General features: G+C 52.8%; 24 protein-coding genes and 1 other RNA gene. 9 read left to right on the top strand and 16 right to left on the bottom strand.

The genetic code is table 11. The features are described 5' to 3' along the window. The first annotated feature begins 67 nt into the window (after positions 1-67). Positions 68-1,021: an HTH-type transcriptional regulator MetR gene (metR, locus tag D6029_RS12025; RefSeq protein WP_120064984.1), complete on the top strand. Its 954-nt coding sequence runs from the start codon at positions 68-70 to the stop codon at positions 1,019-1,021. Here metR and D6029_RS12020 read toward each other — a convergent pair. From D6029_RS12020 to pldB, 3 genes are all read right to left on the bottom strand, one after another. Next, positions 909-1,808, bottom strand: coding sequence for a carboxylate/amino acid/amine transporter (locus tag D6029_RS12020; protein ID WP_120064983.1), 900 nt, complete (start codon positions 1,806-1,808; stop codon positions 909-911). The two genes, metR and D6029_RS12020, sit on opposite strands and share 113 nt — an antisense overlap. Positions 1,809-1,916: 108 nt before the next feature. Further along, positions 1,917-2,723, bottom strand: coding sequence for a sugar/pyridoxal phosphate phosphatase YigL (gene yigL, locus D6029_RS12015; RefSeq protein ID WP_120064982.1), 807 nt, complete (start codon positions 2,721-2,723; stop codon positions 1,917-1,919). Between the two features lie 30 nt (positions 2,724-2,753). Beyond that, positions 2,754-3,746 (bottom strand): lysophospholipase L2, encoded by a 993-nt coding sequence (gene pldB / locus D6029_RS12010; protein ID WP_120064981.1) that lies wholly within the window; start codon positions 3,744-3,746, stop codon positions 2,754-2,756. A gap of 79 nt (positions 3,747-3,825) precedes the next feature. Between pldB and rhtB the strand changes: the two genes are divergently transcribed. Then, complete coding sequence (gene rhtB, locus D6029_RS12005; protein ID WP_120064980.1) at positions 3,826-4,446, top strand: homoserine/homoserine lactone efflux protein; 621 nt, start codon at positions 3,826-3,828, stop codon at positions 4,444-4,446. A 135-nt stretch (positions 4,447-4,581) separates the two neighbouring features. Here the strand turns inward: rhtB and rhtC are convergent, their stop codons facing one another. From rhtC to pldA, 3 genes are all read right to left on the bottom strand, one after another. Continuing rightward, the gene (gene rhtC, locus D6029_RS12000; RefSeq protein ID WP_120064979.1) at positions 4,582-5,202 is read right to left on the bottom strand and encodes a threonine export protein RhtC; all 621 of its coding nucleotides are present in this window, start codon (positions 5,200-5,202) and stop codon (positions 4,582-4,584) included. A gap of 168 nt (positions 5,203-5,370) precedes the next feature. After that, the gene (gene recQ / locus D6029_RS11995) at positions 5,371-7,197 is read right to left on the bottom strand and encodes an ATP-dependent DNA helicase RecQ (protein WP_120064978.1); all 1,827 of its coding nucleotides are present in this window, start codon (positions 7,195-7,197) and stop codon (positions 5,371-5,373) included. Between the two features lie 29 nt (positions 7,198-7,226). After that, on the bottom strand, positions 7,227-8,096 hold the full coding sequence (pldA, locus tag D6029_RS11990) for a phospholipase A (RefSeq protein WP_120064977.1): 870 nt from the start codon (positions 8,094-8,096) through the stop codon (positions 7,227-7,229). Positions 8,097-8,267: 171 nt separating this feature from the next. Here pldA and yigI point away from each other — a divergent pair, with 171 nt between their 5' ends. Together yigI and rarD are read left to right on the top strand one after the other, a co-directional pair. Next, entirely contained in the window at positions 8,268-8,738 is a 471-nt protein-coding gene (yigI, locus tag D6029_RS11985) for an acyl-CoA thioesterase YigI (protein WP_120064976.1), read from the top strand. Positions 8,739-8,789: 51 nt separating this feature from the next. Beyond that, complete coding sequence (gene rarD / locus D6029_RS11980; RefSeq protein ID WP_120064975.1) at positions 8,790-9,686, top strand: EamA family transporter RarD; 897 nt, start codon at positions 8,790-8,792, stop codon at positions 9,684-9,686. A 79-nt stretch (positions 9,687-9,765) separates the two neighbouring features. Here rarD and corA read toward each other — a convergent pair whose 3' ends face one another. The 8 genes from corA to lptM all read right to left on the bottom strand — a co-directional run bounded on the left by corA (position 9,766) and on the right by lptM (position 16,694). Further along, positions 9,766-10,716: a magnesium/cobalt transporter CorA gene (corA, locus tag D6029_RS11975; protein ID WP_034492179.1), complete on the bottom strand. Its 951-nt coding sequence runs from the start codon at positions 10,714-10,716 to the stop codon at positions 9,766-9,768. A 164-nt stretch (positions 10,717-10,880) separates the two neighbouring features. Then, a complete protein-coding gene (gene ysgD / locus D6029_RS22845; protein ID WP_418230261.1) occupies positions 10,881-10,937 on the bottom strand; it encodes a YsgD/CorL family protein in 57 nt (18 codons plus the stop codon). A gap of 148 nt (positions 10,938-11,085) precedes the next feature. Next, complete coding sequence (uvrD, locus tag D6029_RS11970; protein ID WP_120064974.1) at positions 11,086-13,248, bottom strand: DNA helicase II; 2,163 nt, start codon at positions 13,246-13,248, stop codon at positions 11,086-11,088. A 57-nt stretch (positions 13,249-13,305) separates the two neighbouring features. Then, entirely contained in the window at positions 13,306-14,022 is a 717-nt protein-coding gene (yigB, locus tag D6029_RS11965; protein WP_120064973.1) for a 5-amino-6-(5-phospho-D-ribitylamino)uracil phosphatase YigB, read from the bottom strand. Continuing rightward, entirely contained in the window at positions 14,022-14,927 is a 906-nt protein-coding gene (gene xerC / locus D6029_RS11960; protein WP_120064972.1) for a tyrosine recombinase XerC, read from the bottom strand. The genes yigB and xerC overlap by 1 nt, the downstream gene beginning before the upstream one ends. Next, positions 14,924-15,628, bottom strand: coding sequence for a DUF484 domain-containing protein (locus tag D6029_RS11955; protein ID WP_120064971.1), 705 nt, complete (start codon positions 15,626-15,628; stop codon positions 14,924-14,926). The genes xerC and D6029_RS11955 overlap by 4 nt, the downstream gene beginning before the upstream one ends. Next, positions 15,625-16,449, bottom strand: a complete 825-nt coding sequence (dapF, locus tag D6029_RS11950; protein ID WP_120064970.1) for a diaminopimelate epimerase — start codon at positions 16,447-16,449, stop codon at positions 15,625-15,627. The genes D6029_RS11955 and dapF overlap by 4 nt, the downstream gene beginning before the upstream one ends. A gap of 38 nt (positions 16,450-16,487) precedes the next feature. Continuing rightward, positions 16,488-16,694 carry an LPS translocon maturation chaperone LptM gene (gene lptM, locus D6029_RS11945; RefSeq protein WP_120064969.1) on the bottom strand — a complete coding sequence of 69 codons (207 nt, stop codon included), beginning with the start codon at positions 16,692-16,694 and terminating at the stop codon, positions 16,488-16,490. A gap of 128 nt (positions 16,695-16,822) precedes the next feature. On the opposite strand from lptM, the gene cyaY reads away from it, so the two are divergent. Then, the gene (gene cyaY / locus D6029_RS11940) at positions 16,823-17,143 is read left to right on the top strand and encodes an iron donor protein CyaY (RefSeq protein WP_115631601.1); all 321 of its coding nucleotides are present in this window, start codon (positions 16,823-16,825) and stop codon (positions 17,141-17,143) included. On the opposite strand, the gene cyaA is transcribed toward cyaY, so the two are convergent. Beyond that, positions 17,140-19,692, bottom strand: a complete 2,553-nt coding sequence (gene cyaA / locus D6029_RS11935) for a class I adenylate cyclase (protein ID WP_120064968.1) — start codon at positions 19,690-19,692, stop codon at positions 17,140-17,142. The two genes, cyaY and cyaA, sit on opposite strands and share 4 nt — an antisense overlap. A 281-nt stretch (positions 19,693-19,973) precedes the next feature. Between cyaA and hemC the strand changes: the two genes are divergently transcribed. From hemC to hemY, 4 genes are read left to right on the top strand one after another with little or no spacing between them, the layout of a single operon-like run. Continuing rightward, a complete protein-coding gene (gene hemC / locus D6029_RS11930) occupies positions 19,974-20,915 on the top strand; it encodes a hydroxymethylbilane synthase (RefSeq protein ID WP_120064967.1) in 942 nt (313 codons plus the stop codon). Continuing rightward, positions 20,912-21,652, top strand: a complete 741-nt coding sequence (gene hemD / locus D6029_RS11925) for a uroporphyrinogen-III synthase (RefSeq protein ID WP_120064966.1) — start codon at positions 20,912-20,914, stop codon at positions 21,650-21,652. Before hemC ends, hemD begins: the two co-directional genes overlap by 4 nt. Before the next feature lie 21 nt (positions 21,653-21,673). Then, positions 21,674-22,855: a uroporphyrinogen-III C-methyltransferase gene (gene hemX / locus D6029_RS11920; protein WP_120064965.1), complete on the top strand. Its 1,182-nt coding sequence runs from the start codon at positions 21,674-21,676 to the stop codon at positions 22,853-22,855. A 2-nt stretch (positions 22,856-22,857) separates the two neighbouring features. After that, entirely contained in the window at positions 22,858-24,054 is a 1,197-nt protein-coding gene (gene hemY / locus D6029_RS11915; protein WP_120064964.1) for a protoheme IX biogenesis protein HemY, read from the top strand. Between the two features lie 621 nt (positions 24,055-24,675). On the opposite strand, the gene D6029_RS11910 is transcribed toward hemY, so the two are convergent. Then, positions 24,676-24,805, bottom strand: a non-coding RNA gene (locus D6029_RS11910) — RtT sRNA. Between the last annotated feature and the right edge of the window lie 62 nt (positions 24,806-24,867).

Here is a 24,867-nt window from a genome sequence, read left to right as displayed (position 1 = left end):
CGCCATCTTGCAAATGTACTGTGTATTCCTCAAGCGCAATTTGCTCATGCCGAAGTGAAGGACTTTCATGATCGAGATCAAACACCTGCGGACGCTTCAGGCGTTACGAAATTGCGGCTCTTTAGCCGCCGCCGCCGCCGCGTTGCATCAAACCCAATCGGCGCTCTCTCATCAGTTCAGCGATCTGGAGCAGCGGCTTGGGTTCCGCCTGTTTGTCCGTAAAAGTCAGCCGCTGCGCTTTACGCCGCAGGGCGAAGTGCTACTGCAACTGGCGGAGCAAGTGTTGCCGCAAATCAGCCGCGCACTTCAGGCATGTAATGAGCCGCACCAGACCACGCTTCGCATCGCTATCGAATGCCATAGTTGTATTCAGTGGCTGACGCCCGCGCTGGAAAACTTCCACAAAACCTGGCCGCAGGTGGATCTGGATTTCAAATCTGGCGTCACGTTTGACCCGCAACCCGCGCTCCAGCAAAGCGAGCTGGATATCGTGTTAACGTCCGACATTCTGCCGCGCAGCGGGCTGCATTATTCGCCAATGTTTGATTATGAAGTGCGCCTCGTGCTGGCCACGGATCATCCGCTGGCAAACAAAACGCGCATTGAACCTGAAGATTTGACCAGCGAAACGCTGTTGATTTACCCGGTGCAGCGCCAGCGCCTGGATATCTGGCGTCATTTCCTGCAACCGGCAGGTGTTAGCCCGTCGCTGAAAAGTGTTGATAACACGCTGTTGTTAATTCAGATGGTGTCGGCACGCATGGGTATTGCCGCGCTGCCGCATTGGGTGGTGGAGAATGTGGAACGCCAGGGTTTGGTGGTAACGAAAACCCTGGGCGAAGGATTATGGAGCCGGTTGTACGCCGCCGTGCGCGATGGCGAGCAGCGTCAACCTGCAACGGAAGCGTTTATTCGCTCGACGCGCTCACACGCTTGCGAGCATCTGCCGTTTGTGAAGAACGCGGAGCGACCCAATGGCGATGCACCCAAAGCGACGCCATTATCACCGTCCCACCAATAATAAAACTCGGCCAGTGGGGTTGTTCTTGCCAGATGGCGAGGTTAACCAGCAATCCCGCCGGAACATGCACGTTGTTCATGATGCCCAGCGTGCCCGCGTCTACCTGCGTGGCACCGTAGTTCCACATGAAGTAACCGAGTCCAGATGCGACAACGCCCAGCCAAACCAGAATGCCCCATTGCAGATTTGTGGTCGGCAGTTTTTGTGGATTCCCCAGTAAGAACCAGGCTGTGACGGCCACGATAAACGCACCGAGGTAAAACCATGAAAATGCGCAATGCTGCGGCATCGGGCGCGTTTCCATCAGTCGTTTATAGCCCACCATCCCGATGGCGAAACAGATGTTTGCGCCCTGCACCAGCAACAGTCCAATCCAGAAGTGATCGCTGACTTTGTCGTAACGGATTATCGCCGCGCCGATCACCGCCAGCCCGGCGCTTAATGCGTAACCCCAACGCAATTTGTTACCGCTAATCAAGTCGTAAATCAGCGTGACATACAGCGGCGTCATCACCGTAAACAACAGGAATTCCGAAACGGTGAGGTACAAATACGCCTGGAAGCTGAACAGGTACATCACGCCGAGTTGCAGCGCGCCCACCAGCATATACAGCAGCAGCGTTTTCGCGCTGTAGCCTTTGAAACGCAGGAACGGCAGGAAGACGAATGCCGCCAGCCCGACGCGCATCAACACGGAAAAATAGCTATCGACGTGCCCGGCAAGGTATTCGCCAATCAGGCTAAACGAGAAGGCCCACAGAATGGTGGTGATAATAAGTAGCGGCACGATGAAGTCTCTACAAAAGGTGATGCCTTATTGTAGCGAAGGGTGTTAGCAGGAGTTTGATTATTTGGTTGACGAGTGGTGATTAATTCACCACTCGTTTGCGGCGAATTAATCTTTACCGAGGAACATCTTACGCAAGTAATGCGGAACGGCGTCATCGGCGTTGGTGCCGATCACTTCCAGTTCAGGCAGCAGGTCTTTCAGGCGCTGGTGGGCGTTACCCATAATGCAGCCTTTGCCCGCCATGCTGAGCATTTCGGCGTCGTTCATGCCGTCGCCAAAGGAGATGCAGTCTTTCAGGCCGTAGCCCATCGCTTTCGATACCGCTTCCAGCGCGTGGCCTTTCGACACACCGCCCGCCATCACTTCCAGGCACGTCAGCGTTGAGAAGCTCACGTTCACGCGGTCGCCCCAACGAGCGAGCAGGGCTTGCTCGAGCGGCAGTAATTTTTCGTGGGAATCACAGGTGAAGAACACTTTGCTTACGCCGTCGGCCTCCAGCAAACCTGGCTCAAACAGGCTGTAGTTAAACACTGCTTCTTTGAAATATTTCATCTCTTCAGGGCGATGGCGGTTCATAAACCATTGGTCGCCGCGATAGACGTTGGTCACGATATCTGGATTGGTTTGTACTACGCCAAAGAGATCCTGCGCGATGTCGTGGTCGAGATCGTGGCTGAACACCAGGTTGCCGTCGGTATCATGCACGCGCGCGCCGTTAGAGGTGATCATGTAGGCTTTGATTTCGAGGTTATCGCGTATTTGCCCGACATCGATATGGTGGCGACCCGTTGCAAAGACGAAATGGACACCTTCAGCAGTGAGCAGTTTCAGCGTTTCTTTAGCATACGGAGTAAGAAGGTGATCGGGAGACAACAACGTGCCATCTAAGTCAGACGCAACGACATGGTACATAGGATTTGGAACCTCTGATGTTAAAACTCATTATTGATGCCTGGCGAAAAACTCGATAATGGCATCCAGCGCTTCGGCCCGCATATCGTCCTTTTCAAACAGGATCTCATGATACGCACCGTTGATGACGTAAGGTGTTTCCCCCTCACAAGGGTTGCCCGCCGCGGCTCGAATTTCACAGAATTGGTCATGGGCGCGGTTATCAACCACACGTTCCTCTTCTGCTTGCAGGATAAATATCGGCGTGGTGATGGCGGTGGCTCCCGCTAAAACCTGTTCTCCTGCGAGTATCCCTTCTCTTACCCAGTGATTCGTCGGCCCGCCCACTCGCAATGCTGGCTCGTCAGCATAAAAACGCAGGTTGCGGCGGTAACGTTCACGGCTATGGGTCAGGACATTAACGCCAAATGGGAGAGCGCGCCAGCGGCCTGTTCCGATTGCGTATCCTTCGCGAAAACGTTGATGGCCTTCGGCCCAGTCAAGAATATGGCGCACCATCCAGTCAGGCCAGCGCAGCGCAATGCCAAACATCGGCGCGCAAAGCGCAACCGCATCAAAACATTGTGAATTTTTTTCAAGCCACAAAGTGATGATGGCGCCACCCATGGAATGCGCTAAAGCGTAGCGTTTTCTCCATGGGCCGTTGGCAACTTCATGTTGATAAAAGCGGTCAAAATCGTCGACATAGTCGCTAAATCTGGCAACATGGCCGCGATGTGAATCTGACAACATTCGACCGGAACGCCCTTGCCCACGGTGGTCGATAATTAAAACGTCGAACCCACAATGGAACAGGTCATACGCCAGTTCAGCATATTTTACGTAGCTTTCGATGCGCCCTGGGCACACTACAATCACACGATCGTTTTCCTGCGCACGAAACCGTACGTAGCGTACCGGCACTTCGTCGACGCCTGAAAATTCACACTCTTCACGGTTGCGCCAGAAGTCCATCAGCGGACCGGTGGTGAAAGCCGCAAAGGCATTTTCCCTGTTTGACCATCCATTTTTATGCAGAGTCATATCGCTTTTTTGTGATTCGTAGCACGCTCATCAACAATAGCGTATTGTGGCATAAAAGTGTCCATCCAGGGAATTTCACATGAGCGTTGAGTGGTGGTTAACCTATCTTTTGACCACGATAATTCTGAGTCTTTCACCCGGTTCCGGGGCGATTAATACCATGACCACCGCCATTAGCCACGGCTATCGCGGGGCGGCTGCGTCTATTGCCGGGCTGCAAACCGGGCTGGCGATTCATATTGTGTTGGTTGGGATTGGTCTCGGCGCGTTGTTTTCACGCTCACTGCTGGCGTTTGAAATTCTGAAATGGGCAGGTGCTGCGTATTTGATTTGGCTTGGCATTCAGCAGTGGCGTGCCGCGGGTGCGATTGATTTGAATACGCTGGCGAGCAGCCAACCGCGCAGCCGTTTGTTTAAGCGGGCGATTTTTGTCAATCTCACCAATCCCAAAAGTATTGTGTTTCTGGCGGCACTTTTCCCGCAGTTTATCGCCCCACATCAGCCACAAGCGGCGCAGTATTTGGTGCTCGGCGTAACAACGGTGGTCGTCGATATTATCGTGATGATTGGCTATGCGACGCTGGCGACACGTATTGCAGGCTGGATTAAGGGGCCGCGTCAGATGAAAGCATTGAACCGGGTGTTTGGTTCGCTGTTTATGCTGGTTGGCGCACTCCTCGCTGGAGCGCGCCAGGCCTAATACCCGTCATACTTCAAGTTGCAGGGGTGTTGACTGCACTCACAAACCCCAGTCACTTACTCAAGTAAGCTCCTGGGGATTTGCTCCCTGGCCGCCTACCTGCAACTCGAATTATTTAGGGTATCTCAGAAAAAATTAACGGGAAATAATCAGGTGGATGCCGAACCCGGCAAACAACGCACCGGCTGTGCCGTCAATCCATTTCGCAAGACGCTGGTAACCCCGGCGCATTTGCGGCATAGCGAACAGGCTGGCGACCACGGTAAACCAGGCAAAGGTTTCCAGCGCGATCATCACAAATAAACCCCAGCGTTCAGCACTTCCCACATCATTGCCCACGAACAGCGAGAACACGCTGCCGAAGTAAATAATGGCTTTAGGGTTCGACAGGTTGGTCAGCAGCCCTTTCAGAAAACTGCGGCCACCGTGTGCCAGTTCTACAGCGGGTAATTCTTCGGAAGGCTTCTCTTTCTTCAGCGCGCTACGCAGCATCTGGTAGCCCATCCAGCACAGATACAAACCACCACCCACCATGATAATGCTGTGCAGCCAGGCCATTTTTTCAAGGATCAGATTCAGGCCAAGCAACGCCACGCCAGACCAAACCATAACGCCGCCGGTAATACCCAGCACGCCCATCATCGCTTCTTTGCGGGAACGGCTAACAGCGGTCTGCGAGACGAAGAAGAAGTCGGGGCCTGGGGTGATGAGCGCAACGATGTGTAATACCGCTACGGTCAGAAAAAGCGTCAACATAGGAATAGCTCGCTGGATAATTAATTGGACAATAACTATACCCTAAATACTTCGAGTTGCAGGTAGGCGGCCAGGGAACTTATCCCCAGGAGCTTACATAAGTAAGTGACTGGGGTAAGTGAGTGCAGCCAACACCCCTGCAGCTTGAAGAATGAAGGGTATTGGCTACTACTCATCTTCGCCATCAACATGGCTGCGAATAAGTGCCATAAACTCGCGCCCAAAGCGTTCCAGCTTACGCGTCCCCACACCGTTCACGCCCAGCATTTCACCTGGTGAGAGCGGCATTTGTTCAGCCATTTCAATCAACGTCGCGTCGTTAAACACCACGTATGGCGGGATATTTTCTTCGTCGGCAATTGCTTTACGCAGCTTGCGCAGTTTGGCGAACAGCTTGCGGTCGTAGTTTCCGCCGAATACTTTCGGGCTAGATTTCGATTTGATTGCCACGATACGCGGCACAGCCAACATCAACGGTTCTTCGCCACGCAAGAACGGACGCGCCGCGGCGGTGAGTTGCAGTGCGGAGTGTTGGGCAATGTTTTGCGTGACTACGCCGAGGTGAATCAACTGGCGAATTACGCTCACCCAGTGTTCGTGCGTCTGGTCGCGGCCAATGCCGTAGACCGGTAATTTGTCATGCTGAAACTCGCGGATACGCTGGTTATTGGCGCCGCGCAGCACTTCCACGACGTAACCCATACCAAAGCGCTGATTGACGCGATAAATACACGACAGCGCTTTTTGTGCGTCCACCAGCCCGTCGTAACGGCGCGGCGGATCGAGGCAAACATCGCAGTTGCCGCAAGATTGCTGGCGGCCTTCGCCGAAGTAATTCAGCAGCACCAGACGGCGACAGGTTTGCGCTTCAGCAAACGCGCCCATGGCATTGAGCTTATGGCGCTCGATATCTTGCAATTGCCCGACCGGTTTTTCTTCGAGGCATTTACGCAGCCAGGCCATATCGGCTGGATCGTAAAATAGCATCGCTTCCGCAGGCAGGCCGTCACGCCCGGCGCGACCGGTTTCCTGATAGTAAGATTCGATATTGCGCGGGATGTCGAAGTGCGCGACAAAACGGACGTTGGGTTTGTTGATGCCCATGCCGAATGCCACGGTCGCCACGACGATTTGCAGGTCATCGCGCTGGAATTTTTCCTGCACTTCGGCGCGAACCTGATGTTCAAGCCCGGCGTGATACGCTCCGGCACTGATGCCTTTGCTTTGCAGACGCGCGGCGGTGTCTTCCACTTTGGCGCGGCTGTTGCAGTAAATAATTCCGGATTTCCCGCGCTGGTCTTGCACGTAGCGCATCAATTGATCGAGAGGTTTGAACTTCTCCATCAACATGTAGCGAATGTTCGGGCGGTCAAAACTGCTGATTTGGATAAGCGGGTCGTGCAGACCGAGCAGGCGCACGATATCAGCACGCGTGGTGTCATCAGCCGTCGCAGTCAGTGCGATAAACGGCACCGTCGGCAAGCGCTGGCGCAATTGGCCAAGAGCGGCGTATTCCGGGCGGAAATCGTGGCCCCACTGGGAAATACAGTGCGCTTCATCCACCGCAATCATCGACAAATGCCATTGGCTGATTTGGTCGATGAAGTTATCCATCATCAAGCGTTCTGGAGCGATATAAAGCAGGCGAATTTGCCCGGTGCGGCAACCCGCCATCACTTCTTGCTGTTGCTCGCGGTTTTGCGTGGAGTTCAGACAGGCCGCCGCCACGCCGTTCGCCAGCAGTTGATCAACCTGGTCTTTCATCAGGGAAATCAGCGGCGAGACAACTACCGTCAGCCCGCCAAATACCAACGCGGGGATTTGATAGCACAGGGATTTGCCACCGCCGGTCGGCATGACAACCAGGCAATCACGCCCTTCCAGCACCGTTTCGATGATGGTTTCCTGACCCGGGCGGAACTGTTGATAGCCGAAGGTATCTTGCAAAACCTGTCTGGCCAGCACTGCCTGATTAATTACTTCCGCCTCTGTCACGCTTTCCCCACCACAAAAACCGCCAATTTTTAGAACAGATCGTTAAGCATAACGCCGACGCCAAAGCGTGTCTGGTTAAAGTTGTAATCAATTAATGACTCGCCGTAGCCACTATACAGTTGCGTATACAAGCGAACGTGCTTAGTGACCGGATAACTAAAGCCTAATTCTGCGCCGCCGTAGCCGGTATTCCAGTTGTACTGGCCTTTCATACTCAGAATGGCATCGCCGAATTCGTATCCGACGCGCAACTGGTAGTAGCCCAGGTATTTGGTGATATCCGGGTTATCGTCAGTGTCGCCAATGACGTACCACGGCTTCACTTCCACCATCCAGTTGCCGTTTTCAGCCATCAGGCGAGTATAAAGGCGGTTCCAGCTACGGGAAGTTGGGTCAGAACGACCGTTGGAGTCGTGGTTATAGCCAAACTCAACGTCGCGTAATGTCCAGCCAGCAAAAGATTCGTCGGTCGCGAAACCTAAGAAAACTTGCGGTTCGTAGTTAGTTTCACGGAAAGGAGAAGATTCGCCGCTATTGGATAACTGCCACCAGGATTTCTGAGTATAAGACGCGCCCAGCACGGAGTTTGGCCCAACAATGCCACGCCAGATAGGGAACGCAAGGCTAAGCTGGAATTTCACTTCATCTTTTCTGGCATTATCAGACCAGTTATAGCTGCTGATAGCTTCTTTGTTGAGATCGTCGGTCACCGTATAAATCAGATAGTTGGTTTCATACGGGTAAAGTGTGAATGGATTGTCATGTTCCAGAAGCATATTGGCAATGATACTGCCGCGCACAGCGGGTTTGTCATGCACTTGCTTAATCGTCGCTTCCGCTGCATTTGCCATAGAAGGAAGCAGGCACGCCGCCATTAGCCATCCAAGATACTTGCGCATCAATGGTGTTCTCCTGAAAGAAAAGGTTTCAAATTATTATCAGGGGCACATTCTACATAGTTCTGAATGCACGCGCTCGGTCTACCTTTCTTAAAGTGGCAATCAACGGTTGTGAAGCATAAAATAAACAACTAATTAACATTGTGACTTTGTTTTGATCGAGGATGATCCATGTCTACCCCATTTCTGACCCCTGAAGCCGCTCTGCAATTAGTCGGTGAAATCTTTGTTTATCACATGCCATTTAACCGGGCGCTGGGTCTGGAATTGATTCGTTATGAAAAGGATTACGCCGAGCTTTGCTTCAATAATCAGCCGATGATGGTAGGAAACTGGGCGCAAAGTATTTTGCATGGTGGGGTGATTGCTTCATCGCTGGATGTCGCAGCAGGCCTGGTTTGCGTCGGAAGCACGTTAACGCGCCACGACAGTATTAGCGAGGAAGAACTGCGCCAGCGACTGTCGAAAATGGGCACTATCGATCTGCGTGTCGATTACCTGCGTCCGGGTCGTGGGCAACGCTTTACCGCCAGCAGCAGCCTGCTGCGAGCCGGGAACAAAGTGGCGGTCGCGCGAGTGGAATTACACAACGAAGACAAGCTGCATATCGCCAGTGCGACGGCCACCTACATGGTGGGGTGAGAAGATAAATCCTGTTACTATTTGCACACTATTTACCAACGAGTTCTTTTCATGGATGCGAAACAAACCCGCCAGGGAGTGTTACTTGCGCTGGCGGCGTACTTTATGTGGGGCATCGCGCCCGCTTATTTCAAATTAATCCATTACGTCCCCGCAGATGAAATTCTGACGCATCGCGTGATTTGGTCGTTCTTCTTTATGGTGGTGCTAATTAGCCTCAGCCGCCAATGGCCGCAAGTGAAAAAATCCTGCCAGAACCGCAAGAAGGTTTTTGCCATGGCACTTTCAGCGGTGCTTATCGGCGGGAACTGGCTGCTGTTCATTTGGGCGGTGAATAACAACCACATGCTGGAAGCGAGCCTCGGCTATTTCATCAACCCGCTGGTGAACGTGTTATTGGGCATGATTTTCCTCGGCGAACGTTTCCGTCGAATGCAGTGGGTCGCCGTGGCGCTGGCTGCTTGCGGCGTTCTGGTGCAACTCTGGACGTTTGGCTCGCTGCCAATCATCGCCCTTGGCCTTGCGTTCAGCTTCGCGTTTTACGGCCTGGTGCGTAAGAAAATTGCCGTGGATGCACAAACCGGCATGTTGGTTGAAACGCTTTGGCTGCTGCCAATTGCCGCGATTTACCTGTTTGGCATCGCCGACAGTTCCACCAGCCATATGGGGCAAAACCCGATGTCGCTGAACTTGATGTTGATTGCGGCAGGCGTGGTCACTACGATTCCGTTGCTGTGCTTTACCGCAGCGGCGACGCGTTTGCGCCTCTCGACGCTGGGCTTCTTCCAGTACATCGGCCCAACGTTAATGTTCCTGTTGGCGGTGACGTTCTACGGTGAAGTCGTCGGCAAAGACAAGCTCCTGACCTTCGGTTTTATCTGGGCAGCGCTGGCGCTGTTTATTATGGATGCGGTGTATACGCAGAGTAAGCTGCGCAAAATAGCCTAGCGGTGGATGACGCTGTCGCTTATCTACCCTACGACAAATGGTTTCGTAGGTCGGGTAAGCGCAGCGTCACCCGACAATTTTACAACCAGTTTTTACGCTTGAAGTAGAGATACGGCGCAAGGCCCGCGAGGATCATCACGATAATCGCCGCCGGATAACCGAAGCTCAGTTTCAACTCTGGCATAAACTCAAAGTTCATCCCGTAGCTGGATGCCACAAGCGTTGGCGGCAGGAATACAACCGATACCACCGAGAAGATCTTGATGATGCGGTTCTGCTCGATGTTGATAAAGCCCATCGCCGCCTGCATCAGGAAGTTCACCTTCTGGAACAGCGATTCGTTGTGTGGCAGCAGGGATTCGATATCGCGCAGAATTTCGCGCGCCTGTTCCAGTTGCCCGCTCGGTAAACGCGCTTTACGCACCAGGAAGTTCAGGGCGCGTTGGGTATCCATCAGACACAAACGGACTTTCCAGCCGATATCTTCCAGTTCCGCCAGCGTTGAAAGCGCGGCGTCGTATTCATCGCCCTGATGCCCTTCCATAATCACGCGGCTGAGTTTTTCCAGATCGCTGTAGATGTTTTCGATTTCATCTGCCAGCTGTTCGATTTTAGTTTCGAACAAATCGAGCAGTAATTCGTAAGCGTTGCCGTCAACCATGTTTTGGCTACGGGCGCGCATACGATAGAGGCGAAACGCAGGTAATTCACGTTCACGCAGCGTAAACAGGCGGCCTTCACGAATGGTAAATGCCACGGTGCTGTTGCCTGCGTGGTCGTCTGCATCTTCATAAAAGAAAAATGAGTGGATGTGCAAACCGTCTTCGTCTTCAAAGAAACGCGCGGATGCTTCGATGTCTTCCAGTTCCGGGCGAGTTGCCAGGCTTTGTCCAAGTTCCGTTTGCACGCGCTGACGCTCGCTCTCTTCAGGCTCAACCAGATCAACCCACACGGAATTGCTCAGGTTATCGGCCTCATCTAATTCGAGACGGGACAGACGATTGTTTTCCAGTTGAAATGCGCTCAGCATGACCGGTACTCCCAATGCAAAAAAATATCAGGGACAGTTCGGTTGGCACACAGACAGAAACAAAACAGGTTTCAGACCATTAAAAAGTCTGACTCATTGCGACGGGATATACGAGATATGGGGTCGCCGACAACCACTAAGGCTATCAGCATAAGAGGATAGCCTTAGAAGTTGTACCTGAATGACAGGTAGCTGAGCCAGTATTTACTGGGTGTGTCCAAGGCGAGTGTCCTCTTAGCGTAATCGTGCGCGCATGTTACGCCACCACAAATATGGCGTCAACACGCAACGGGACACGCCTTGCGAATAAATACCCTCGGTGTTTAAAGGGTAGCAAAAACGTAAAAAACGATGAGTGATTCCGAATACTTAGACGGTTTCCAGGCGCGCATAAGCCGCCACTAACCACTTAATTCCCTGCCCAGGAAATGCCACCTGAACCCGGCTATGTTCACCGCTGCCTTCCAGGTTAACGATGGTACCTTCACCAAATTTGGCATGGCGCACGCGCTGACCGAGTTTGTAACCGGTGTCGTTTTCGGAAATCGGCGTTCCCATACGTTGATGGCTTACCGGGCGGCTGATGCTGGCGCGCAGGCGAACTTCTTCCACGCAGTTTTCCGGCAACTCGCCGACGAAACGTGAAGGACGGTGATACACCTCTTTGCCATACAAACGGCGCGTTTCGGCATAAGTGAGCGTGAGTTTCTGCATCGCACGTGTTACGCCAACGTAGGCCAGGCGGCGTTCTTCTTCCAGACGGCCACCTTCTTCGAGCGACATCTGGCTTGGGAACATGCCCTCTTCCATTCCGACGATGAAGACTTGCGGGAACTCCAGACCTTTCGCCGAGTGCAGCGTCATTAGTTGCACCGCGTCTTGCCAGGTGTCGGCTTGCCCTTCACCGGCTTCAAGCGCCGCATGGGACAAGAACGCTTGCAGCGGCATCAGGTCTTCGTCTTCATCCTGATAGCTGAACTGGCGTGTTGCCGTCACCAGTTCTTCTAAGTTTTCGATACGCGTCTGGCCTTTCTCGCCCTTTTCCTGCTCATACATCATCATCAAACCGGAGTCTTTGATCACCCGGTCGGTTTGTACGTGCAGTGGCATATCGATGGTTTCATGCGCCAGCGCGTCGATAAGCTCCATAAAGCGTTGCAATGCAGAAGCCGCGCGTCCTGCCAGTGCTTTTTCTTGCAGCAGCAAACGGCAGGCTTGCCACAAAGTGAGTTGTTTATCGCGGGAAGTCTGGCGCACCACGTCTAAGGTGCGATCGCCGATACCACGCGTTGGCGTGTTCACCACACGCTCAAACGCTGCGTCATCATTGCGGTTAGCAATCAGGCGCAAATACGAGAGCGCATCTTTGATTTCCTGGCGCTCGAAGAAGCGCATGCCGCCATAAATGCGGTACGGCATACCGACTTGCAATAATGCCTCTTCCAGCACGCGCGATTGGGCGTTGCTGCGATAGAGAATGGCGCAATGCTCAAGCGCGCCGCCCGTTTCCTGCCAGGTTTTAATGCGATTCACCACGAACCGAGCTTCGTCGAGTTCGTTGAATGCGCAATACAGCGAGATGGGTTCGCCGTCACTGCCGTCAGTCCACAACTCTTTCCCCAGACGGCCTGAGTTGTTAGCAATCAGGGCGTTAGCGGCATTCAGAATATTGTTGGTGGAGCGATAGTTTTGTTCCAGGCGAATAGTTTGCGCGCCTGGGAAATCCGTCAGGAAGCGTTGGATGTTTTCAACCTGGGCGCCGCGCCAGCCGTAGATTGACTGGTCATCGTCGCCAACGATCATCACTTTGCCGGTGTCGCCCGCTAACATGCGAATCCACGCGTACTGAATGCTGTTGGTGTCCTGGAATTCGTCCACCAGAATGTTGGTGAAGCGTTCGCGATAGTGATTAAGAATGTGCGGTTTGTTCAGCCACAGTTCATGGGCGCGCAGCAGCAGCTCGGCGAAATCCAGTAAACCCGCGCGGTCGCACGCTTCCTGATAAGCCTGATAAATTTTCTGCCAGGTTTGCTCAACCGGGTTGCCGTAACTTTCAATGTGATGCGGGCGTAAGCCTTCGTCTTTTTTGCCGTTGATAAACCACATCGCCTGACGTGCAGGCCACTGTTTATCATCGAGATTCATGGCTTTAATCAGGCGCTTTAACAGGCGCAGTTGATCTTCGCTGTCCAGTATCTGGAAATCCTGCGGCAAGTTGGCGTCCATATGGTGCGCGCGCAGCAAGCGGTGCGCAAGGCCGTGGAAGGTGCCGACCCACATGCCGCCCTGGCTGGTTCCCATCAACTGGCCGATACGGTGGCGCATTTCCGCCGCCGCTTTGTTGGTAAACGTCACCGCCATAATGGAATACGGCGAGCAGTTTTCCACGCTTATTAACCACGCGATACGGTGCACTAATACGCGTGTCTTACCGCTGCCCGCCCCTGCCAGTACCAGCATGTTGCTGCGCGTGGCCGCGACGGCATCGCGCTGTTTGTCATTGAGGCTGTCGAGCAGGTAAGAAACGTCCATTGGCACCGCCGTTGAGGAGCTAAAAATACACTGGGATTTTATACAGAGTTCTGACGATTATATCAGCGCGGTGAGGGATGCCAACTGCGAAATTTCCAGATGTGGCAATAAACGGCTGTCATTAATCTGCATCAGGTCGCCATCACGCAGGTTTATCCAGCAAGCCTGCATTCCGCAACGCACGGCACCGGCGACGTCGGTCGTCAGGTCATCGCCAACATGCAGAATGTGACCGAGCGGAACATCCAGCTTTTCCGCCGCCAGGTGATACATATCGTTGAATGGCTTGGAGCGCCCGTGCGGCCCAGCGCGCAGCACAAATTTGAAGTAGTGATCGAGGCCAAAAAGATGCGGCTCAGCGTTACCGTTAGTAATCGCCACCAGCGGCCATTTTTCCGCTAGTTTCGCCAGCGTGTCGTGGGTTTCTTGCGGCACGTCGATTTGGCTGCGCCAGTGGGCGAAATTCGCCATCGAAGCCAGTGCGCCAGCGGCGGCTTCTTCTGCGGACAAACCGACGTCCAGCATCGCTTGTTCTACGGCACGGCGACGCCACTCGGTGACATCGTGGTAAATTTCCGGTTCTGCGAGGCGTAACGCATGGCGAATGCGCAGAAAATCAGGGCGTTGCAGATGGTTAAGCTTCGGGTGGTAATTCTGCACAAAGCTCATTGATTCGCTTTCGGTGCGCGTAATGACGTCACGGTTGTCGTACAGCGTGTCATCAAGATCAAACGTGAGCGCGGCAATAGGCCCGAGTGGGCGGTAAAAATGCATTACGATTTCCCTCGTTTAGCGCGTGGATGCGCAGCATCATACACTGAGGCTAAGTGTTGGAAGTCGAGATGGGTATAGATTTGCGTAGTGGAAAGGTTAGCGTGGCCTAATAATTCCTGCACGCCGCGCAGATCTCCGCTCGATTCCAGCATATGCGTGGCAAAGGAGTGACGCAGTTTGTGAGGGTGCACATGGCTGTTCAGCCCCTGTTTGATCCCCCACTCGCTAAAGCGTTTTTGAACGTTGCGCGTCGAAATGCGTTTCCCCTGTTTTGACAGAAATAACGCATCGTCGTCCGGGCCAAAAAGCTCGCGTAAATCCAGCCAATGTTCAACCCAGGAAACGGCAGATTTCCCCACCGGCACGCGGCGCTCTTTGCTGCCTTTCCCTATCACCCAGACTTCGCCCGTGGTGAGATCAATATGGCGGCAATCCATATTCACCAGCTCAGAAAGACGCAAACCCGCGCCGTACATCACTTCAAGCATCGCGCGGTCACGCACGGCGAGCGGATCGTTAATGTCGATATCCAACAGGCGGCTTACGTCATCGACGTCGATATTTTTTGGCAGATGGCGGCCAGCTTTCGGCGTGGAAATCCCTTTGGCGGGATTGGCTTTAAGCTCGCCCTGGCTGACACACCAGTCGAAAAAACTGCGTAATGCGGAGAGGCGTAACGCCAGGCTTGATGGCCCAAGGCCAGCCTTGCGGCTACGAACGGTGATGGATCGTACGGCTGCAGCGTCGCACTGCTGCCAGGTACTCAATTTCATCTCGCCTGCCAGGCCGATAATTGCTGTCAGCTGGCGGCCATAATTGAGTAGAGTCAGCGGGCTAAGCTGACGCTCTACTTTCAGGTAGCGCAGAAAGCCATCAACGGAGGTTTGTAGCGGGGAGTCGGTCATACTCGCTCAACCCAGCGCTCCAGAAGATCGGGCAACATCAGCGCCAGTTCGTGCAGTAATTGCGTGCCTTGCCCTTCCTGGTAATGTTGCGGGTTACGGCTGCTGAACACCAGCACGCCTAAATCGGCATCATTTCCCATCAAAGAAACCGCGACTGAACCAATCGCTTTCGCCTGGGGCAAAACCACCAGTAATTCCGGGCCATTTAACGGCCCGAGATAATGTTGCCTGTCACCCAGACGTTGAATACGCAGCGGCTCAAAAGCCTGGCGATTCAGCGCTAAATGGGTGAAATCAGAAGGAGCACCAATCCGCCAACGGTCAGCAAAAAGACGCACATTCGCGCCTGCCAGACCCATTTCGCGCGCCCAGCGGTGCAAGCGGTTAAGCATGTCCTGCAAACTGGTTGCAGAAGCCAGGCGGCCTTGTAGCTTCAGTAAGCGATAAAACAGGCCTTCGTTGGCACTCGCCTGCTCCATCAGCAAGCTCATGTTTTCTTCAAGGAAATTAATATGGTTACGGCTACGCGCCATATGCCATTCAACCAACGAAACCGTGCCACGCACCGGGTGCGGGACCTGCATCTGTTCTACATGCTGGGCATTACGAATAAAGAAATCGGGATGACGTAGCAGATATTCCGCCACCATGCGGTCATCCAGTTCCAGTACGGCTTCTTGCTGTTCCTCGGCGTTCTTCATAGATGTATAAATCCATCATAGACGTGGGCCGCCGGGCCGGTCATAAACAACGGAGTTCCCGGCCCTTTCCAGGCGATATCAAGACGGCCACCAGGCAGCTCAACGCGCACCTGTTCCGCCAGTATTCCTTGCAATATGCCCACGGCGACTGCGCCGCAAGCACCACTGCCACAAGCTTGTGTTTCTCCGGCACCGCGTTCAAAAACGCGCAGGCGGATATGTTCCTGGGTCACGACTTGCATAAAGCCGATGTTCGCGCGCTCGGGGAAGCGGTCGTGGTTTTCCATTACCGGTCCGAGAGTTTCCACGGCGGCGGTCGCCACGTCATCAACCTGAATCACGCAATGTGGATTACCCATCGACACGACGCCACACATAATGGTCTGTTCGGCGGCACGCATAATATAGGTCTTTTCCGCTTTGTTTGCGCGGAACGGCACAGCGGATGGCTCGAAGTTCGGCTCGCCCATGTTCACGCGCACCAGTTCATCTTCCGTGACGGTGAGAACCATGCGGCCATTGGCGGTGCTGACGCGAATATCGCGTTTGTTAGTCAGCCCTTTGAGGCGCACAAAACGGGCAAAACAGCGCGCGCCATTGCCACATTGCGAAACTTCGCTGCCATCGGCATTGAAAATACGGTAATGGAAATCAAGGTCGGGATCGTACGGCGGTTCAACCACCAGCAGCTGATCGAAACCCACTCCTAAATGCCTGTCGGCCAGGCGACGAATCAACTCAGGGGAAAAATAGACGTTTTGAGTTACCGCGTCGACGACCATAAAGTCATTGCCAAGGCCATGCATCTTTGAGAACTGCATCTTCTGCTCCATATCCGCGGCTACTTATCGATAGTTGGCTAGTAGATAACCTGAGTCGGTGCGTTATCAGTGCCACGGTCGTTACGTTCTGGCGTGGTTGATTGCGTCTGTTTCGCAGGGGTTACCTGAGATGTTGGCTTGGTTTTGCCATCGGCAGGCGGAAAGTACAAAGGCCCTTTCAGACCGCAGCCGGAAAGAGTGAAAAGTGCCAGCGTGATTGCTAACGGGCAGAAAATTTTCTTCATTATTGAGATGCCTGTAATCCAATATTCTGTTGTCTATCATCGCAGGTGATCCCCGAAAAGCAATACTCTTTTCTATTGGCGAGCGTTGCTTTTATACTGCCGTGAAGACGAACAACTGAGAAAAAGATATGAACGACAGTGAATTTCATCGCCTGGCCGACGGCCTGTGGTCAACAATCGAAGAACGCCTGGATGACTGGGATGGGGATAGCGATATTGACTGCGAAATCAACGGTGGCGTGCTGACGCTAAGTTTTGAGAATCGCAGCAAGATTATTATCAATCGCCAGGAGCCGTTACATCAGGTGTGGCTGGCGACGAAAAGCGGCGGTTATCACTTTAATCTGAAAGACGATAAATGGATTTGCGACCGTAGCGGTGCAGAGTTCTGGCAATTGCTGGAAGAAGCTTGCACGCAGCAAGCGGGCGAGCCGGTTAGCTTTAGCTAGCTGTTGCTGTACTGCTGAATCAGCGGCGTTGAGCTATCGTCATGATTGATCGGCGTCGCTGCTGTAATGGTCTGGGTGCGGAACGGAATCACCTGCGAGCGGCCATCGACTTTCACAATTTGATAGAACTGCGGCAAGTTGAAGTTGATGAAGCTTGAGCCGTAAGTGAAACGGTCGTGCGAGGACGAGTAGAAGCGGCTGACATCACGCACCAAATCTTCTTTGCTTCCTTCACAGTGGTGATAAACCTCTGCGCGGTTAGTCTCATCAAGAATATAGATATTGAACCCGTGGTCTTCACTCGCCTCTTCAAAGAAGAATTGAATAATCCCTTCACTGGCAAAACCATCCACCACTGACGGTAACTGAACCTGATTGGTTTCAACCTGCACCGACAAACCGTGCAGTTTGTTATGGGAAATGGCGCCGTAGAATTCGACCGCATTCTCCAATTTTTGCACCGATACGCTCAGACGTTCGAAGAACAGCCCCCACGTTTGACCGGAAATGCGCAGCGCTTTAAAGCGGCCCGGTTCCTGGCGTGTGCTCGATAAACGGAAATCAATACATTCAGAAACCAGTTGCTGAACGCGTGTGCGGATAAGCCCACGCAGATGCTGGCTGTAGCAGAACACTTCAACGCTATCCGGCGGCGCGGCATCCTGGTGCATTTTGCCCAGAATCGTTTTTAGCGCTTCAATCATCGATTGCTCGCCGTTGAAATGCAGCGTACGCACTTCATTCCACGAGTTGCGGTAAAGCAGGTCAACGCTTCCCACGAGGCACTGTTGTTGTTGCCCAAAGCTGAATATATCCAGCTTACGGAAATCGAAATGAACCACCTGATTGCGGAACGCTGCCGTCGGGTCGTATTCGAGGTTTACGATAATCGCCAGATGGCGAATTTCGCATGGGCTGTATAACGCTTTCGCGGTTGGCGCAGGCAAGCGCAGCGGGAAGTGGTGCGAAACGTCTGCCACCATTTCCTGAAGTTTTGGTAAATCACATATACCGTTGCCCTTAATAAACAGGCGGGTGCGGGAGGTCAGCAGGCCGTTGAAGTAGGCCCATGCCACCAGCTTATTAAGATAACGGTTATATTCCAGCGGTTGATGGCTGATGATGGAATCCATGTTTGGCGCACGGTTGTAGAGATACCAACCTGAACGGTTAGCACGACCCGGCGGAACATGAATAAAGGTCAGATTAGGCTCTGACAAATCTGGGGAAATTTGCGGGTTAACCAGGGTGACTTTGCCCGGCAGCGCTTCAAACGCGGCATACAATTTACGGGTTAACACACCGATATCTTGCGGGCTTGCACTGACGCTCAGGTTATTGCGGCGAGCGAAGCGAATCAGGTTGCGATAGCTTTGCATCATCGCATCGAGCAATTCGTTGTGCGCATCGCGAACCTGGTCGATTTTCCAGTTAGCGCGGTTATCCAGCATCGCCAGACGCGGTTCATCCCAGCCCCAGTCTTTGACTAGTTGGCTTAAGACTTCACGACGCCAGCCCACGCAGGCACGTTCACGAGAAAGTTTTTCGCATACTTTGAGATAGAAGCAACGACGCACTAAATCCAGACGCGCGGTGTCTTCGATTTGCGTGAGGTAGTGAGTCACACGCTCAAGCATCATGCAGTACGGATCAAGCCCAAACGAGACGATTTCGCCGTCATGCAGGCGCTGCTTGATATCTTTTGCCAGTAAGCGAGTATTCGGGTATTCCCAGGAATAGGCTTCCAGCAACAGCGTTTTCAGCACGGCTTTATATGGCGAATCGATACTTTTATAGAGCTGCCACAAACTGGCACCGAAGTATTCTTCCGCTGACAGCGAGCTTAAACCACCGAGATCCAGCCATTCGTTTGGCGTGAGAACGCCCTGCGAGTAAAGGCTCATCACGTAATCGTCGTAATGATCTTCTTCGTCGCCCGGAACCATGCTCCACAGAATACGTTTACCGGCGAGGCGCACAGCGGTGCGGTAGAACTCATCGAGCAGCAAGATATGTTGGGTAGAACCACAATCTTCGCCACCCAGATTGCCACTTTCGTTGTGGCGGAAGCGGTTTTCGTCGATCAGGAAGAAGCTGACTTCAACGCCTAATGACGCAGCCCAGCTTTCCAGCACGCTACATTTACGTTGCAGCAACTGGCGCTCGTCGTTATCGAGCCAGGACTGGTGACAAACCCAAATATCTAAATCGGATGAACAGCTCTGCCCAACGGACGAGGTGCTGCCCATTGAATAAAGACCAGTAATAGGCAATTCGCCCGATTCAGTTTTCTGCGGCGGCATGCCGCGCATCATTTCGAGTTCGTTGAGGTAGTGACGTTGGGTTTCATCAGGCGTGTAGATGCAAATGCCATGTGGGACGTTACCTTCGAGGTAACCTGGCATCAGCGGGTGATGATAATGTAACAATGTTGGCAGAAGACTGTAGACCTGTTGGAAAGCAGGCCCCATGGCAGCAAGTGCGCGATCTACACGCAGTTGGTTAATGGCATCCAGTCTCTGTTTAAGAGTCTCAATATAGAGGTACAAGACATATCGCCTGATGGTTTCAGTATTACGAAAAAACCCGTTTCCCGGTTGTTGCCTCTATTATAAACGACAAGGCAAAGAATTGCTGGAAACGTGATCAATTTAACACCTTGCTGGTTGACCGTAAAGAAAGATGCGCTACTCGCCAACTTCCCCCACACCTACCCGCTTTATCTTCCATAATACGAAACATGTCCCTCTTTTCCGCAAACCCGTTGAAACTGACAGCCTTCCTTGAAGAGTGGTAGGATGGTCAGGGACGATAATTACGGTAACTAGCAATGGTAGACAATGTATTAAGAATTGCCACTCGCCAGAGTCCATTAGCACTTTGGCAAGCACATTATGTCAAACAACGCCTCGAAGCGAACCATCCCCAGCTCACGGTTGAGCTGGTGCCAATGGTGACGCGTGGCGACATCATTCTTGATACACCGCTGGCAAAAGTAGGCGGCAAGGGATTGTTTGTCAAAGAGCTGGAGCTCGCACTGCTTGAAGGCCGTGCGGATATCGCCGTGCATTCCATGAAAGATGTGCCGGTCGAATTTCCGGAAGGTTTAGGTTTAGTGACCATTTGCGAGCGCGACGATCCGCGTGACGCTTTTGTCTCGAATAATTTCGCCAGTCTGGACGATTTACCCGCAGGCAGCGTCGTGGGAACGTCCAGTCTACGCCGTCAGTGTCAGATTGCTGAACGCCGCCCGGATCTGGTGATTCGCTCTCTGCGCGGCAATGTCGGCACCCGTTTGGGTAAACTCGATAACGGTGATTACGACGCGATTATTCTGGCAGTCGCCGGGTTGAATCGCCTCGAATTGCAATCACGCATCCGTTACGCGTTGCCTGCGGAAGTTTCTCTGCCCGCAGTTGGCCAGGGCGCGGTGGGCATCGAATGTCGTCTTGACGATGATCGCACCCAGGCGTTACTCGCTTCTTTGAATCATGAAGAAACGGCTATTCGCGTACGCGCTGAACGCGCCATGAATATGCGTCTTGAAGGTGGCTGCCAGGTGCCAATCGGCAGCTATGCTGAACTGAAACACGGCGAATTGTGGCTGCGTGCATTAGTTGGCGCACCGGACGGTTCGGTTCTGGTTCGCGGCGAACGTCGCGGTAAGCCAGCCGATGCCGAAACGATGGGCGTTTCTCTGGCAGAAGAGCTGCTCGATAAAGGTGCTCGTGAAATCCTGGCAGCGGTTTACGACGGAGATGCTCCGGCATGACGATACTTGTCACCCGCCCTTCTCCCGCTGGGGACGAGTTAGTGAGCAGACTGCGCGCACTGGGGCAGGTGGCGTATAGCTTCCCTCTTATCGAGTTTTCCCCCGGTCGACAGTTAGACAAACTTCCGGGGATGCTCGCGAGCCTTTCCGAAGGCGACCTGGTATTTCTGTTATCACAGCACGTCATTCATTTTGCCCACCCACCATTAAGTCAAAACGGTATGAGCTGGCCTGCAAATCTGGCCTGGTTTGCTATTGGGCGTACAACTGCGTTAGCTTTTCATACCGTTAGCCATTTACCGGTTCGTTATCCGCAAGACAGGGAAACGACGGAAGTGTTGCTACAATTACCTGAATTACAAAATGTTGCCGGGAAACGGGCACTCATTTTACGTGGGAATGGGGGGCGTGAACTGTTAGGCGAAACGCTGGCAGAACGCGGCGCAGAAGTGACTTTCTGCGAATGCTATCAAAGAAATGCCAGGATTTATGATGGAACAGAAGAAGCCTTTCGCTGGCGCGAACGTGGAATTTCCACACTGGTTGTGACGAGCGGTGAAATGCTGCAACAACTTTATGCGCTGATTCCCGAATGGTATCGCAAAAACTGGTTACTCCACTGTCGACTTTTAGTGGTCAGTGAGCGTCTGGCAGACCTTGGCCGAGAATTGGGCTGGCAGGATATTCGGGTCGCCGATAACGCAGACAATGACGCGCTGCTTCGCGCGCTACAATAAAATTAATCACAGGAAGCCACAATGACGGAACAAAAAGACACCTCCGCCATGGTTGAAGAGACCACACCTGCGGTAGAAAGCGCACCGCTTCCAGAGCAACCACCACAAAAAAATCGCAGTGGTATTGCGGGAATTGCTCTCGGCGCGATTGCGATTGCTATCGCTCTGGCGCTCGGTGCAGGTCTTTACAGCTACGGTAAACATGAGGTCGCGGCACAAAATACCAACACCGATGCACTGGCAACGCAACTGACCGCCCTACAAAAGCAGCAAGAACAGCAGCAGTCAGCGCTCGAAGCCACAATTAAGCAGCAAGCTGCCGCACTTGAAGAAGCGAATCGCCAACAGGCAAATCTGGCGCGTGAGCTTGATGAAGTGCAGCAAAAAGTGGCAACGATTTCCGGCAGCGATGCAAAAACCTGGCTGCTCGCGCAGTCTGATTTCCTGGTGAAACTGGCCGGGCGCAAGCTGTGGAGCGATCAGGATGTCACGACCGCCGCCGCATTACTGAAAAGTGCTGATGCCAGCCTCGCCGATATGAACGATCCGAGCCTGATCGCCGTGCGCCGTGCGCTGACAGACGATATCTCCGCACTCTCTGCGATTACTCAGGTTGATTACGACGGGATTATCCTCAAGCTCAACCAGCTTTCTAACCAGGTCGATAATCTGCGTCTGGCAGACAACAATACCGACGACACGCCTATGGATTCCGACGGTAGCGAGCTTTCTTCTACCGTGACGGAATGGCGTCAAAATCTGACCAAAAGCTGGCACAATTTTATGGATAGTTTCATTACTATCCGTCGTCGTGATGAAACCGCCGTCCCGCTGTTAGCGCCGAATCAGGATGTCTATCTTCGTGAGAACATCCGCTCGCGCCTGCTGGTTGCAGCACAAGCGGTGCCACGTCATCAGGATGAAACGTATAAGCAATCGCTGGAAAACGTTTCGACCTGGGTACGTGCTTATTACGATACCAACGACAGCGTGACCAAATCCTTCCTTGATGATCTGGATTCCCTGAGCCAGCAAAGCATCAATATGGATGTCCCGCAAACGCTGGAAAGCCAGCCGCTGCTGGAAAAACTGATGCAGACCCGGGTGCGTAATTTACTCGCTCAGCCTGCGGCCAGTGCCAGCGCTCCTGCTGAACCCGCGCCTCAAGCGGCTCCGGCTCCAGCGCCAACTCAAGGAGAATAAGCATGATTAAAGTCTTATTACTCTTTCTGTTGTTGATCGCCGGGATCGTTCTTGGCCCTATGCTCGCCGGGCATCAGGGATATGTTCTGATTCAAACTGACAACTACAACGTCGAAACCAGCGTCACAGGTCTGGTGATCATTCTGATCCTGACCATGGTCGTGCTGTTCGCCATTGAATGGGTGCTGCGTCGGGTATTCCGCACCGGAGCGCGTACTCGTGGCTGGTTTGTTGGGCGTAAGAGCAGTCGCGCGCGCAAGCAAACTAAAGCGGCATTGCTGAAACTGGCTGAAGGTGATTACCAGCAAGTTGAGAAGCTAATGGTGAAAAACGCCGATCATGCTGAACAGCCAGTGGTGAACTATCTTCTGGCGGCAGAAGCTGCCCAGCAGCGCGGTGATGAAATCCGTGCCAATCAGCATCTGGAGCGTGCAGCCGAACTGGCCGATAACGATCAATTGCCGGTTGAGATTACCCGGGTACGTCTGCAATTAGTGCGCAACGAGAATCATGCTGCTCGTCATGGTGTGGACAGGCTGCTGGAGATTTCTCCGCGCCACCCTGAAGTGCTGCGTCTGGCAGAAATGGCCTATGTTCGCACCGGTGCCTGGGGTTCGTTACTCGATATTTTGCCCGCGATGGACAAAGTACAAATCGGTGATGAAACGCATCGCCTCGCATTGCAACAACAGGCCTGGATTGGCTTGATGGATCAGGCGATGGCGGAGCAAGGCAACGATGGCCTGAAAACCTGGTGGAAGAATCAAAGCCGTAAGACGCGTCATGAAACCGTGCTGCAAGTCGCCATGGCGGAGCATCTTATTGAATGTGACGATCATGATGCGGCGCAGGAGATCATTCTCGATGGGTTGAAACGTCAGTATGACGAGCGTCTGATTTTGCTGATGCCGCGCCTGAAGTCCGGCAATCCGGAACAGCTTGAGAAAGCGCTTCGCCAGCAGATCAAAACGCAAGGTGACCGCCCGCTGTTGAACAGCACACTGGGTCAGTTACTGATGAAACACGGTGAATGGCAGCAAGCTTGTGAGGCATTCCGCGAAGCGATTAAACAGCGTCCTGATGCTTATGATTACGCCTGGTTGGCAGATTGCCTGGACAGGTTGCATCAACCAGAAGAAGCGGCTTTGATGCGCCGTGACGGCTTGTTGTTAACTCTGCAAAACAATCCCAACTCGTAAACCAAAATTCCTGTAACTAAAGGGCGATATCCTTCGCCCTTTTCCCTTCCTTGAGACAAAAAAAAGCACCCGCCAATTGGCAGGTGCTAAAACAGGTCTGTATGACAACTAAGTGGTGCTTCACTCAACGTTATGTCCATGGTGTTGGATGAGGTCTTAAAGACGACATCTGTCGGTGGACGATAAGCACCGTAATCGGCTCTGCGTCATTCCTGGGTTTATGAAGCCTAAGCAAACATAAGAAGTGGAATGAGCATCTACCTATATATTATTGCATGATGCGTGCCAGGTTTGTATTGGAAATTATTATGAGTCGCTAATCACTTTGTATTCATAGTGTTAAATGCAGCACGTCAGGCAATAGGTCGGCTGTCTGGAGGGCATACAGCAATTGCTATACTGTCTCTTTTTAGAGACACATAAATGGGCGATAAAATTAATTGCTTTATTTCAATGAGTTAATAGTCACCAAATGACGACAATAAAAAACGTGATGTCGTGTTTTTGAGACTGAGGGTTTTTATACATCGTTTTGTTGGATGACGCTGCGCTTATCCAACCTACAAATCCATAAACTACAGACGTAAAAAAGCCAACCCGAAGGTTGGCTTTTTCTAAATTTGGTCGGCGAGAGAGGATTACTTGTCACTGCGTGACGCGCCCTGCGGGCCGTTGCTAAAGCAACGTTGTCTCGCTGCGCTCGGCTCAAACCTCCTTCGGAGATTCTCATCCTCTATAAACTACAAATGCAAAAAGACCAACCCGAAGGTTGGTCTTTTCTAAATTTGGTCGGCGAGAGAGGATTCGAACCTC

It is taken from the genome of Buttiauxella izardii, from assembly GCF_003601925.1.
Taxonomy (GTDB): Bacteria; Pseudomonadota; Gammaproteobacteria; order Enterobacterales; family Enterobacteriaceae; genus Buttiauxella; species Buttiauxella izardii.
This window is presented reverse-complemented; position numbering and strand designations above follow the sequence as displayed.